Raw genomic sequence first — 12,421 nt, forward strand, 5'->3', positions numbered from 1 at the left:
TACCCCCCAATGGTTAACAAATTCTGATTCTTCGCGGCAAGCCAAACCTCGCGTTTCATGCGAAAATCGCCGTAACGCCTTGCCGTGAAGAGGAATTTGCTGGGGTGCCGTCCTCATCTCGAACATTAAGAAAAAACCGTAAGTGATTCAGCCGACTCGGCCCTTCACCAATTCCTTGACGAATGAGGTTTCCGATCCGTTGATCATCCACTCCGATCATTAAGGAGGCGGGTAAATTAAAGGTTACCGTTTGAATCGGTGGCGAAATGATTCGCTGATGTGGCCGGGCGGCGCGGGTGCCGGGTCCGGGGCGGCGGGAAGGGCGGGCATTTGGGCATCGGGGCGCTGATCGACGAGGTCGCCGGGCTGCCGGAGGTGACGGTCTACGGCCGCGTCGCCGCGGTGCGCGGCCTGATGGTGGAGATCGCCGGCCCCGTGCACGCCATGACGGTGGGGGGGCGGGTCACCATCGAGATCGCCCGCGAGCGCGCGGTGCCCTGCGAGGTGGTCGGCTTCGAGGGCGAGCGGGCGCTGGCGCTGCCCTTCGGGGCGCTCGACGGCGTCCGGCGCGGCTGCAAGGCGAGCGTCGGCGCCACCTCGGCCGGGGTCCGGCCCAGCGAGGCCTGGCTCGGGCGGGTGGTCAACGCCCTGGGCGAGCCGATCGACGGCAAGGGGCCGCTGCCCACGGGCGGCACGCTCTACCCCTTCCGGGCCCTGCCGCCGCCGGCCCACACGCGCAGGCGGGTCGGCGCGCCCCTCGATCTCGGCGTGCGGGCGCTCAACGCCTTCGCCACCTGCTGCCGCGGCCAGCGCATGGGCATCTTCGCCGGCTCCGGCGTCGGCAAGTCGGTGCTCCTGTCGATGCTGGCGCGCAACGTCGCCTCCGGCGTCTCGGTCATCGGCCTGGTTGGCGAGCGCGGCCGCGAGGTGCAGGAATTCCTGCAGGACGACCTCGGCGAGGAGGGCCTGTCGCGCTCGGTGGTGGTGGTGGCGACCTCGGACGAGACGGCGCTGATGCGCCGCAATGCCGCCTATCTCACCCTGGCGCTGGCCGAATATTTCCGCGACATCGGCCGGGACGTGCTGTGCATGATCGACAGCATCACACGCTTCGCCATGGCCCAGCGCGAGATCGGCCTGTCCGCCGGCGAGCCGCCGACCGCCAAGGGCTACACGCCGACGGTGTTCTCCGAGCTGCCGCGCCTCCTGGAGCGGGCCGGGCCGGGGGCGGGCGAGGGCACCGTCACCGGCGTCTTCACCGTGCTGGTCGACGGCGACGACCACAACGAGCCGGTGGCGGATGCGGTGCGCGGCATCCTCGACGGCCACATCGTCATGGAGCGCGCCATCGCCGAGCGCGGGCGCTATCCCGCCATCAACGTGCTCAAGACGGTGTCGCGCACCATGCCGCGCGCCACCGATCCCGACTTCGTCGAGACGGTGCGCCGGGCCAAGCAGATCATGGCCACCCATGCCGACATGGAGGAGCTGATCCGCCTCGGCGCCTACCGCCAGGGATCGAGCGCGGAGGTCGACGAGGCCATCCGGCTGATGCCCGATTTCGAGGCTTTTCTGAGACAGGGTAAGGAAGAATTCACGTCCATGCGCGATGGTTATCTCCGTCTGGCCGACATTGTCGCCGGCCGGTCTTCGCCGTGAACGGGTCCTGCCGCGACGGCCGAATGGAGTGAATTGTGATGAAGTCGCGCGAGACCCTAATCCGGCTGAAACGCTTCCAAGTGGACGAGAAGCGCCGGCAGGTCACGCAGATCGAGACGATGATTGCCGAGTTTGAGCGCATGGCGGCCGAGCTCGACCGCGAAATCCGCCAGGAGGAGCAGAAGGCGGGCATCACGGACACGGCCCATTTCGCCTACCCCACCTATGCGCGCGCGGCCATGGTGCGGCGCGACAACCTGCTCAATTCCGCCGGCGACCTGAAGGCCAAGCTGGATGCCGCCAAGGCCGCCCTGGCCGAGGCGTTCGAGGAGCTCAAGAAGGTCGAGATCCTGGAAGACCGGGAGAAGGCCAGCGAGCGCGCGGTCGAGGCCCAGCGCGAGCAGGCCGAGATGGACCGCATCGGCCTCACGCGCGGCCATAACAGGGCCTGAGCCGTCGTTCGGGAAGAGGTGAGCGGGTCTGTCGGGGCTGGGACGGCCCCTGATACTGGATCTTGGCCGGCGCTCTCGTCGTTTCCGCCGGTGTTCGCTACGAAATCGAACGATTTCGTCGGGATGGCCGGGTCAAGCCCGGCCATGACGCGGAGCTTCCTGAGTACGGACGGCACCCCCAACCTCGACCGTCATGGGCGGACTTGATCCGCCCATCCACGCGAACACCGGTGGGGTCGAGCAAGGCGGCCACCGGGACTCGTCCCCGTGCGCGCCAACATAGGGCCTTGCCTGCGGGACAGGCGTTCACATGATCTGCGCGACTTCCGCCGCTCCGCTCAGGCTGCGGACGCCGCCACCAACGCGCTGGCCTTCAGCCTCAGATAGACCGGCCGCGCCGCCTCGGCGATCGGCTTGAGGTCGTCGCGCAGGCTCTCGAAGGCCGGCTGCGGCCGCGGCGGGCCGAAGCCGGTCGACTTCTCCACCGCATCGTACCAGGCCGGCGCCCAGACGCCGTCGCTGGCGCGCCGGCCGGGCGGCCAGGCGAGCATCGCCTCGCTGAACGGGATGCCGCAGGCGCGGCACAGCGCGGTGAGCACGCCGCGGGGATCGGCGAGCACGTCGGCCGCGTCGATGACCGGCGGCGCATGGCCGAGACGGTCCGCCTCCCGCTCGAACAGCGCCGCCTGCATCGGCACGCCGATCGCCTCCAGGCTCACCGCATCCCATTTCTGGGTGTAGGAGGCGAGCACGGCCTCCGGCGCGCGGATCAGGAAGCAGTTGACCATGTGCCGCGACCAGTCCAGCGGAAAGTCCGGCTGCATGTGGTGGGTCATGTGCTTCTGGTACCAGACCGTCCGTCCGTCCGGGACGGGGCCGGTGAGGTCCTCGGCGACGCGGGCGGGGTCGGTCGGCTGGGAGGCGATCACAGCCTCGCGCATCGGATGGTCGGCGCCGGTCGCCGCGAGCGAGGCGGCATAGAAGGGCTCGTCGCTCACCGCCGCGTCCGGGCGGTTCTCGAAGGCGCGCATCATCGCGGTGGAGATGTTGCGCGGGCCGGACCACATGGCGATGCGGATGGTGGGCGAGGGCAGGGGCATGGGCGTTCCGGCTCCGAGGGGGCCGCCCCTCATAGCCGCAGCGCGACGTCGGGTGAAGGGCGGGCGCCCGGCGTGCCGGCTCAGCGCAGCGCCGTGCGCGCCACGGCGGCGAAGGGCACGGCCGCCGCGGGCCGGGCCGGGCCGGGGACATAGAGCCCGCGTCGCTCCGCGTGCGGCCTGAAGGCGTCGGTGAGGCCGACCACCGTCTCGGCGGCGCCGAGGATGAGGAAGCCGTCGGGCGCGAGCTGGCGGGCGATGCGGCCGAGCACGTCGATCTTGGTCTCGGCGTCGAAATAGATCAGGACGTTGCGGCAATAGACGATGTCGAAGCGCCCGAGGGCGCTGAAGTCGCGCAGCAGGTTCAGCGGGCGGAACTGCACCATCGCGCGGATCTTCGGCTCGATCTCCCACATGTCGCCCTTCTGGGCGAAGTGCTTCATCAAAAGCTGGATCGGCAGGCCGCGCTGCACCTCGAACTGGGTGTAGAGCCCGCTCCTGGCGCGCTCCAGCACCTGGTTGGAGAGGTCGGTGGCGAGGATCTCGATCGACCAGCCCGCCACCTTCGCCCCCAGGCCGTCGAGCATCATGGCGAGCGTGTAGGGCTCCTGGCCGGTGGAGGCGGCGGCGCACCAGATGCGCAGCCGGCGCTGGGCGGCGCGGGCGCCCATCAGCGCCGGCAGCATCGCCTCGCGGAAATGCTCGAAGGGCAGCTTGTCGCGGAAGAAGAAGCTCTCGTTGGTGGTCATCGCCTCGACCACCGCCGCCTCCAGGGCCGGCGTCCCGGCCCTGAGGCGGGCGACGATGTCGGAGAGCGAGGCGAGGCCATGGCGGCGCGCCACCGGCAAGAGCCGGCTCTCCGCCAGGTACTGCTTGTCCTCGGACAGGACCAGCCCCGACCGGTCCTTCAGCAGCCGGCGCAGGAAGTCGAACTCGGCGGGAGTCATGTCCGGTCTCCGGAGAACAGGCGCGTGAGCCTCGGCGCGATCTCGCCGAGCGGCAGCAGGGCGGCGCAGTGGCCGGCCTGGGCGACGGCGCCGGGCATGCCCCAGACGACGCTGGTCGCCTCGTCCTGGGCGACGACATTGCCGCCGGCGGCGACGATGTCGCCCGCGCCCTGCGCGCCGTCCGAGCCCATGCCGGTCAGCACCAGGCCCAGCACCGCGCCGCCGAACACCCGGGCGGCCGAGGAGAACAGCGGATCGACCGCGGGCTTGCAGAAATTGATCATCGGCCCGTCGTCGAGGGCGATGACGCCGTGGCCGTCGGCCGACTTGACCAGCATGTGCCGCCCGCCCGGCGCGACATAGACCCGGCCCGGGCGAATGGCCTCGCCATCCACGGCCTCGGCGGTCGGCTTGCCGCAGCTGCGGCCGAGATGCTCGGCGAGGATGGCGGTGAAGGTGGGCGGCATGTGCTGGGTGATCAGCACCGGGACACGCTCGATCAGCGCGGCGATGCCGGCGAGGACGGTGTTGAGCGCCTGCGGGCCGCCGGTCGAGGCGCCGATCGCCAGGAGACGCGGCAGCGTCGGCGAGAAGGGCCGCAGGGTGACGGCATGGGGGCCGGCCGGCGCCGGCTCGGCGGCGGCGCGGCTCGCGGCCCGCTCCCGGGCCAGGAAGCCGCCCACGGCGGGCGCGGCGGTCTGCGACGCCCGAAAGACCGGACGCTCGCCGGCGGGCCGCGTCGGCCCTTCGGCACGGGTGGGCGCTTCGCGCGCCTCGGCGCGTGCGACGGTTTCGCGCGCCTCGGCGCGCATGGGCGCCTCACGCCCGGGCATGGCGGCGAGGCGCCGCAGCACGGCGCGGCGGCCGAGGCTGCGGACCTTCTCGACGATCTCGCGGCGGAAATCGATGGAGGTCGTCACCTCGCGGTTGGTCTCGGGCTTGGGCACATAGTCCAGCGCCCCGAGGGAGAGGCACTTCAGCGAGATCTCGGCGTTGCGGCGGGTCAGGGTCGAGGCCATGATCACCGCGCAATTGCGCTTCTTGCGCAGGATCAGCGGCAGGGCCTCGATGCCGTCCATGTCGGGCATCTCGATGTCGAGGATGACGATGTCGGGATCGGCGCGCTCGATGTCGTCGACCGCCTGGCGGCCGGTGCGGTGGCTGGCGACGATGTCGAAGCCGCCCGCCTCGGTCAGCCAGCGCACGATCAGCCCGCGCACCACCACCGCGTCGTCGACGACCATGACGCGAACCGGCGGCTCTGCCCGCGTCATGGCCAGGGGGACGGTCGCCGCACTCATGGGCTCGCTCGCAACGCGGGGAAAAGGGCCGGGCCTGCTCCGTCCGGCCGTGACCCCGGACCGGATTCCGGGGTCAGATCAGCCCGACTTCCTGGAACTTGGCTTCGACGATGTCCTTGTCGAAGGGCTTCATGATGTATTCGTCCGCCCCGGCCCGCATCGCCTTGGCGATATGGGCGATGTCGTTCTCGGTGGTGCAGAACACCACCTTGGGGTCCTTGCCGCCCGGCAGCTTGCGCAGCTCCCGCAGGAACTCGAAGCCGTCCATGACGGGCATGTTCCAGTCGAGCAGCACGGCGTCGGGCATGGCCTCCGAGCAGATGTCGAGCGCCTTGCGACCGTCCTCGGCCTCGGTGATCTTGAAGTCGAGGCCCTCGAGGATGCGGCGGGCGACCTTGCGGATGACGCTGGAATCGTCGACGACGAGGCAATGTTTCATGGCGCTCTTCCTTCCGATCAGGCGGCCAGCGCGTCGCTGGTCAGTTCAAGCACGCGGTCGACGTCCAGGACGACCATCAGCTGCCCGTCGAGGCGGTGGACGCCCCCCGAGACGCGGGCCCAGCGCGGATCGAGATTGACCGGGTTGGCCTCCCGCGAGGCGTGCGGGAGCTTCATCACCTCGCCGACCTGGTCGATGATCAGGCCGTAGCTCTCGCCGCGCGACTCGGTGCCCACCGCCATCGTGCCCTTGCGGCCCTCCATGGCCGGCAGGCCGAGCCGGCAGCGCATGTCGACGGCGGTGACGATGCGCCCGCGCAGGTTGAGCACGCCCGCGATCTCGGGCGGCGACAGCGGCACCCGCGTCAGGCGGTCCAGCATGAACACGTCCTGCACCCGGTGGATCGGCAGGCCGAAGAGCTGGCTGCCGATGACGACCGTGACATATTCGGCGGCGTCGCCCGCCTGCGAATCGGTGGCCTTCAGCGCCAGGCTGTTGTCGTTGGCGATCGTCATGCGGCGGCTCCGTACTCGACGGCGGTCTCCCGCAGGGCGGCGATCAGGCCCTGGCGGTCGAACTTGGCGACATAATCGTGGAAGCCCGCCTGCCGCCCGCGCTCGATCGCAGCCGGCGTGGTGATCGAGGACAGGGCAATGATCGGCAGCGAGGCCGTGCGCGGGTCGGCCCGCAGCGCCTCGGCGAACTCGAAGCCGTTCATGTCGGGCATCTCGATGTCGGAGACGACGACCTGGAAGCCATGGTCGGCCTTGATCAGCGCCAGCGCCTCCTGGGCATCGCCGACGGCAACCACCTGATAGCCGGCCGCCTTCAGCACCGGGGTCAGCATGTTGCGGAAGAAGGGGGAGTCGTCGACGAAGAGCAGCCGCCTGGTCAGCGCGTCGGCGCTCATCTCCTTGCGGCGAAACCAGTCCTCGAACGCCAGCGGCAGGAAATGGCCGACATCGATGACCTCGGTCGCCTGGCCCTTGATCACCGCCGAGCCGAGGATGCCGGGAATGTGGCTCTGCACCTGGATGTCGAGCATGTCCTCGACGATGTCGACGATCTCGTCGACCACCAGGCCCATGGCCCGCCCCGAGTCGGCGAAGACCAGCAGGGGCTGCGTGCCCTCGGCGCTGACGCGCACCTGGTCGTTGACCGGCACCAGCGGCATCAGCATGCCGCGATACTGGGTGAGGTGGCGCCCGTTCGAGATCTCGATCTTGGCAGCCTCGATCTCCTCCAGGCGGGTGACCAGCGACAGCGGCACCGCCTTGGGCTCCTGGCCGCCGGCGCGGAAGATCAGCATCGAGGTCAGCTTCTCCTCGTGGACGCGCCGCGTCTCGGCCTCGCCCTGCGCCTCCTGCAGGCTGGCGACGCCCGAGCCGACCGCCGAGACGATGCCGTTGGGGTCGATGATCATGATCACCAAGCCGTCGCCCAGGATGGTGTTGCCGGAGAACATCGGGATGTTGCGGAGCTTGGTGCTCATCGGCTTCACCACGATCTCCTCGGTGTGGAAGACGCCGTCGACCACGATGCCGAAGCTCTGGCTGCCGACCTGCGTCACCACGATGAAGGCGCTGTCCGCCTCGGCGCGGCCGGCGGAGCCCGCGTCCATGCGCAGGAGCTTGCGCAGATGCACCAGCGGCAGGAGCTTGTTGCGCAGGCGCAGCACCGGCGTGTCGTTGATGTGCTCGATGCGGTGCTCGGCGTTCGACTGGGCGCGCACGAGCTCGACCACCGACAATTGCGGGATGGCGAAGCGGTTGTCGGCGCATTCGACGATCAGGGCCGAGACGATGGCCAGCGTCAGCGGGATCTTGATGGCGAAGGTGGTGCCTGCGCCGGGCATCGACCGGAGGTCGATGGTGCCGCCGATCGCGTCGATGTTGGTGCGCACCACGTCCATGCCGACGCCGCGGCCGGAGACGTTGGTGACGGCCTGCGCCGTGGAGAAGCCGGCGGCGAAGATGAACTTCTGGACCTGGACGTCCGTCATCTTCTCCAGCTCGGCCTCGGAGGCCAGGCCCTGCTCCGCCGCCTTGCGGCGGATCCTGTCGACGCTGAGGCCGCGCCCGTCGTCGGCGATCTCGATGATGATGTAGCCGCCCTCGTGGTAGGCGGAGAGGCGGATCGTGCCCTTGGCGGGCTTACCGCGGCTCTTGCGCTCCTCCGGCGCCTCCAGCCCGTGGTCGGCGGAGTTGCGCACCATATGGGTGAGCGGGTCCTTGATCAGGTCGAGCACCTGGCGGTCGAGCTCGGTGTCGGCGCCGTGCATCTCCAGCTCGATCTGCTTGCCGAGCTCGTTGGCGAGGTCGCGGACGATGCGGGGCAGCTTCTGCCAGGCATTGCCGATGGGCTGCATGCGCGTCTTCATCACGCCTTCCTGCAGCTCGGCCGTGACGTTGGACAGGCGCTGCAGCGGCACCTTGAACTCGCTCTCCTCGTGGCGGCGCACGATCTCGAGCAGCTGGTTGCGCGTCAGCACGAGCTCCGAGACCATGGTCATCAGCGCCTCGAGCGTGTCGACGTTGACGCGGATCGAGTGGTTGGCGAGGCTGCCTTCGAGCTTCTCCTCCTCGCGCTCCTTCTCCTGGGACGGGCCGGCGCCCTTGCGGGCCGGGCGCGCCTCCGGCTTCGGCGCTTCGACCGCCGGCAGCAGCTCCACCTCGGTCTCGCGGAAAGCGCGCTCGAGCTCGTCGAGCGACACTTCGCCCACCCGCAGCGGCCGCTCGAGCCGCTGGGGCGCCAGCGTTCCCGTCGGCAGCTCCCGGGCCTTGGCGGGCGCCGCGGCCAGCGACATCTTTTCCAGATCGGCGATCAGGTCGCCGTCGTCGCCCGTCGGCTCGTTCTCGCTCTGCTCCAGCTCGGCCAGGATCTCCTTGATCCGGTCGATGGTGGAGAGCACCAGGGTGACAGCGCTCCCGGTCACCGTGCTGCCGTCGCGGAACTTGCCCATCAGCGTCTCGGCCGCATGGGCGAGCGCCTCGAGCCGCGGCAGCCCGAGGAAGCCGCAGGTGCCCTTGATGGTGTGGACGAGGCGGAAGATGTTGTCGAGGACCTTGGTGTTGTTCGGGTCGGCCTCGAACTTCACCAGCTCCACGTCGACGACGTCGAGGCTCTCGTTGGTCTCGGTCAGGAATTCCTTGAGAAGATCGTCCATCGCCCCATCCCGACGGCGTACGAGGACGCCACAACTCGGCGGGCAGAATCGCGAGAAAGGATTGAGGATGTCTTAGCGCGCCCTTGCGGAAAGAGGGCGCGCCGAAGAAATGCGGGAAGGCGGCCGCGGCGGCTCAGGGGGCGGCGGTCTGAGGCGCGGCGAGGATCTTCACGCCGCCCTCGATCGACTCGACGCCGACGCTCATGCCCGCGGCGCGGGCGACGAGGCCGGTGTAGTAGGGCTGGATGGCATGGCTGTCGAGCGTGCCGCCTTCCGGCTCGCCCGCCAGCAGGGCGATCAGGCCGTGCGGGATGCGCGAATGGTTGCCGGTGGCGACGATCTCGAAGCGGGCGGTGTCGGCATCGCCGGCGACGACGGCGTTGACCGAGCCCCCGCGCGGGATGGTCGAGGTCGACACCACCAGGAGGTTGAGGAGCAGCTTGACCTTGTTCTTGGGCATCAGGAGGCGCGGCGCTTCCCATGTCAGCGCCACCTTCTCGTCATGGATGAAGCCGCGCGCCACGTTCTCGGCATCGCCGAGGTCGATGGAAGCCCCGGCCGAGCCGGCCGCGCCGAAAGCGATGCGGGCGAACTGCAGGCGGGCCGAGGCGTTGCGCGAGCTCTTCTTGATGAGGTCGAGCGCGAAGCTCTTCATCGAAGGATCGTTCTCGTCCTCCAGCACCTCGAGCCCGTTGACGATGGCGCCGACCGGATTGATCACGTCGTGGCAGACGCGCGAGCACAGGAGCGCCGCGAGATCGAGGGCATCGAGCTGAAATCCGGCCGTCATCTGGGCATCCCGAGCGAAGAGGTGCGAGGCAGAACAGAGGCCGCCAGGGCGAATCCGACCGTTCGGCGGTCAGAATCATCCCTCCCGGCCCTGCCCGATGCCCCTGATAGCCCGCACCGGCTGACATGTGAAGGCCCGCGGTTGCCCGGCCGGAAGGGCTCGCCTATTCCTGGGAGCCCCAAGCAGAATTTCCGAGCTCCGCCCACAGGGCGGACACGAAAACTCTGCTTAGCCTGGAGGACGCCATGAGACCCGCGACCGCGCCGAGCGCCCTCAAGATCCAGGGCGTGCTGGGCCCGACCTTCCAGGTTCTCGAGTTCGACGACACCACCCGCACCGCGGCCGACGCGGCGGCGGCCATCGGCTGCACGGTGGCCGAGATCGCCAAGTCGCTGATGTTTCGCGCCGCCTCCGGTGCGCCGGTGCTGGTGGTGGCGAGCGGTGTCAACCGGGTCGACGAAAAGAAGGTCGCGGCGCTGATCGGCGAGCCGATCGGCCGGGCCGACGCCGACTTCGTGCGCGAGAAGACCGGCTTTGCCATTGGCGGCGTGCCGCCGGTCGGCCACAGCGAGCCGCCGGCGACGCTGATCGACGCCGACCTTGCGGCCTTCACGACGATCTGGGCGGCGGCCGGCACGCCGAACGCCGTCTTCCGCCTGACGCCGGACGATCTCCTGGCCCTGACCGGCGGCCGGGTCTGCGACGTGCGCCGGGAGGGCTGACCGGCTCGCCGGGAGGCCGCCGTCCAGGGGTCATGCCACGTCGGCGGTGCCGTATCGGGCCGGGGCGCGGAAGAGATCGCGGCCGATGGCGCGGGCCGTGCCGAGATGCGCGTCCGGCGTCTGCTCTTGCGAGGGCAGCAGGAACTCGGACGTCGCCACGCCCGCGCCGCAATAGTCGAAGATCCCGTGATCGATCTGCGTCCTCATCGCGCCGAAATAGCCGTGCCGCGCATAGGTCCCGTCGTCGGCGCCGCCGATGGCGACGAGATGCACCCGCAGGCGGCCGAGCTTCTTCACCAGCCTGCCGTCGGCCGCCTCGTCATAGGCCCAGCCATTGGTGAAGACGCGATCGATCCAGCCCTTGAGCAGTCCCGGCATCGACCACCAGTAGACGGGGTAGACCAGGACGAGCGCATCGGCGCGCTCGATCCGGGCCTGCTCCACTGCGACATCGGCGGGCAGGGAGGCCCGCCGCAGGTGATGATCGACATCGGCCGCGGTGAACCTGGGATCGAAGCCCTCGGCGGCGAGGTCGGCGATCTCGACGGAATGGCTGGGATTCGAGCCGGACACCCCCTCGGCGACGGCGGCGGCCACGGCATGGCTGAGCGAGCGGGACTTGGGGTGCGAGACGACGATCAGCGCGTGCATGCGGGGCGCTCCAGATGCGATTGCAAGGGGTTGAGGGATCTTATATACTTTTCGTAAGTTACCTTTGGTATATAAGCATGTCAAGCGACCCAGCGCCCGATCCGACATCCGGTCCGCGCCCGCGCCGCCGCCTGTCGCGGGAGGAGCGCCGACGCCAGCTCCTGGACGTCGCCTGGCGCCTGATCCGCGAGGAGGGGACGCAGGCCCTGACGCTCGGACGGCTGGCGGAGCGGGCCGGGATCGCAAAGCCGGTCGTCTACGACCATTTCGACACGCGGGCGGGGCTGCTGGCGGTGCTGTATCAGGCGTTCGACGCGCGCCAGACCGCGCTGATGGACGCGGCGTTGCGGCAGAGCGAGCCGACCTTGCCGGGCAGGGCGGGGGTCATCGCATCCTCCTATGTCGATTGCGTCTTGCTCCAGGGCCGCGAGATCCCCGACGTCATCGCGGCCCTGGCCGGTTCGCCGGAGCTCGAGACGATCAAGCGCGCCTATCAGCTCGCCTTCATCGAGAAATGCCGGAGCGTGCTCGCGCCCTTCGCCGGGGCGCATGCCATCACCGCGGCCGGCCTGTGGGCGATGCTGGGGGCGGCAGACGCCCTGTCTCACGCCGCCGCAATCGGAGAGATCACGGCCGTGCAGGCAAAGGACGAGCTTTTCGAAACCATCGTCGCGATGGTCGGCAGGAGCGCGGGGCGAGGCGGCGCTGCCGGATGAAACGGGCTTGCCGAGCCCGCTGCCGCACTCGATATGAGGGGGCGGCAGGCATTCGCCGGGAGAGCCGACCATGAGGAGGGGCAACGACGATCCACTGCCGGCCGTCCTGGTCCTCGCGATCGTCCTCGTCGGCTTCGGCGGGCTGGTCGCCCTGGACGCCCGGACGGGCCTGGTGAGCCGCGCATGGCTGCCGCTGTTCTGGGGCGCCGTGCTTCTTGCCGCCATCCTGATCCAGGTCCGCGCCTGGAAGGCGCGCGCGAGCCGCGTCGCGATGCGGAAGATCGAGGCCCGGAGCTTGTATGGCCTGCTGCCGGAACGGCTGCGGGAATGGCTCTTTCCCTCAGGAAGCGTCGGGGAATAAGTGAATCGAGGTCGAGCACGGCTCGCTGTGGGGCGAGACGCAGTGTCCGACGAGCAGAGCTCGACGCTGCGGTCTTCCCTCCCCCTTGCGGGGAGGGATAAAGGGTGGGGGTCGTACAGA

The 12,421-nt window shown here is 69.6% G+C and carries 13 protein-coding genes; 5 read left to right on the top strand and 8 right to left on the bottom strand.

Translation table 11 applies throughout. From position 1 onward, the window contains the following. Window positions 1-336 precede the first annotated feature (336 nt). Both fliI and fliJ read left to right on the top strand, forming a co-directional pair. Entirely contained in the window at window positions 337-1,659 is a 1,323-nt protein-coding gene (gene fliI, locus QO011_RS21745) for a flagellar protein export ATPase FliI (protein ID WP_307276507.1), read from the top strand. A 38-nt stretch (window positions 1,660-1,697) separates the two neighbouring features. Beyond that, a complete protein-coding gene (fliJ, locus tag QO011_RS21750; RefSeq protein WP_307276303.1) occupies window positions 1,698-2,111 on the top strand; it encodes a flagellar export protein FliJ in 414 nt (137 codons plus the stop codon). 338 nt (window positions 2,112-2,449) lie between these two features. Here fliJ and QO011_RS21755 read toward each other — a convergent pair whose 3' ends face one another. From QO011_RS21755 to chpT, 7 genes are all read right to left on the bottom strand, one after another. Further along, on the bottom strand, window positions 2,450-3,211 hold the full coding sequence (locus QO011_RS21755) for a sulfotransferase-like domain-containing protein (protein ID WP_307276305.1): 762 nt from the start codon (window positions 3,209-3,211) through the stop codon (window positions 2,450-2,452). A gap of 80 nt (window positions 3,212-3,291) precedes the next feature. Next, window positions 3,292-4,155, bottom strand: coding sequence for a CheR family methyltransferase (locus QO011_RS21760; protein WP_307276307.1), 864 nt, complete (start codon window positions 4,153-4,155; stop codon window positions 3,292-3,294). Then, complete coding sequence (locus QO011_RS21765; protein WP_307276309.1) at window positions 4,152-5,456, bottom strand: protein-glutamate methylesterase/protein-glutamine glutaminase; 1,305 nt, start codon at window positions 5,454-5,456, stop codon at window positions 4,152-4,154. The genes QO011_RS21760 and QO011_RS21765 overlap by 4 nt, the downstream gene beginning before the upstream one ends. A gap of 73 nt (window positions 5,457-5,529) precedes the next feature. After that, entirely contained in the window at window positions 5,530-5,895 is a 366-nt protein-coding gene (locus QO011_RS21770; protein WP_307276312.1) for a response regulator, read from the bottom strand. A gap of 17 nt (window positions 5,896-5,912) precedes the next feature. Next, the gene (locus QO011_RS21775; protein WP_307276315.1) at window positions 5,913-6,410 is read right to left on the bottom strand and encodes a chemotaxis protein CheW; all 498 of its coding nucleotides are present in this window, start codon (window positions 6,408-6,410) and stop codon (window positions 5,913-5,915) included. Next, complete coding sequence (locus QO011_RS21780) at window positions 6,407-9,061, bottom strand: hybrid sensor histidine kinase/response regulator (RefSeq protein WP_307276317.1); 2,655 nt, start codon at window positions 9,059-9,061, stop codon at window positions 6,407-6,409. The genes QO011_RS21775 and QO011_RS21780 overlap by 4 nt, the downstream gene beginning before the upstream one ends. A gap of 133 nt (window positions 9,062-9,194) precedes the next feature. Continuing rightward, window positions 9,195-9,851 (bottom strand): histidine phosphotransferase ChpT, encoded by a 657-nt coding sequence (gene chpT, locus QO011_RS21785; protein WP_307276320.1) that lies wholly within the window; start codon window positions 9,849-9,851, stop codon window positions 9,195-9,197. Window positions 9,852-10,096: 245 nt separating this feature from the next. On the opposite strand from chpT, the gene QO011_RS21790 reads away from it, so the two are divergent. Continuing rightward, window positions 10,097-10,573: a YbaK/EbsC family protein gene (locus QO011_RS21790; RefSeq protein ID WP_307276322.1), complete on the top strand. Its 477-nt coding sequence runs from the start codon at window positions 10,097-10,099 to the stop codon at window positions 10,571-10,573. 30 nt (window positions 10,574-10,603) lie between these two features. Here the strand turns inward: QO011_RS21790 and QO011_RS21795 are convergent, their stop codons facing one another. Then, window positions 10,604-11,224, bottom strand: coding sequence for an NAD(P)H-dependent oxidoreductase (locus tag QO011_RS21795; RefSeq protein ID WP_307276324.1), 621 nt, complete (start codon window positions 11,222-11,224; stop codon window positions 10,604-10,606). A 77-nt stretch (window positions 11,225-11,301) separates the two neighbouring features. Between QO011_RS21795 and QO011_RS21800 the strand changes: the two genes are divergently transcribed. Together QO011_RS21800 and QO011_RS21805 are read left to right on the top strand one after the other, a co-directional pair. Then, window positions 11,302-11,940: a TetR/AcrR family transcriptional regulator gene (locus tag QO011_RS21800; protein WP_307276327.1), complete on the top strand. Its 639-nt coding sequence runs from the start codon at window positions 11,302-11,304 to the stop codon at window positions 11,938-11,940. A gap of 70 nt (window positions 11,941-12,010) precedes the next feature. After that, a complete protein-coding gene (locus tag QO011_RS21805; protein ID WP_307276329.1) occupies window positions 12,011-12,301 on the top strand; it encodes a hypothetical protein in 291 nt (96 codons plus the stop codon). The last annotated feature ends 120 nt before the right edge of the window (window positions 12,302-12,421 follow it).

This window comes from Labrys wisconsinensis (assembly GCF_030814995.1).
GTDB lineage: Bacteria > Pseudomonadota > Alphaproteobacteria > Rhizobiales > Labraceae > Labrys > Labrys wisconsinensis.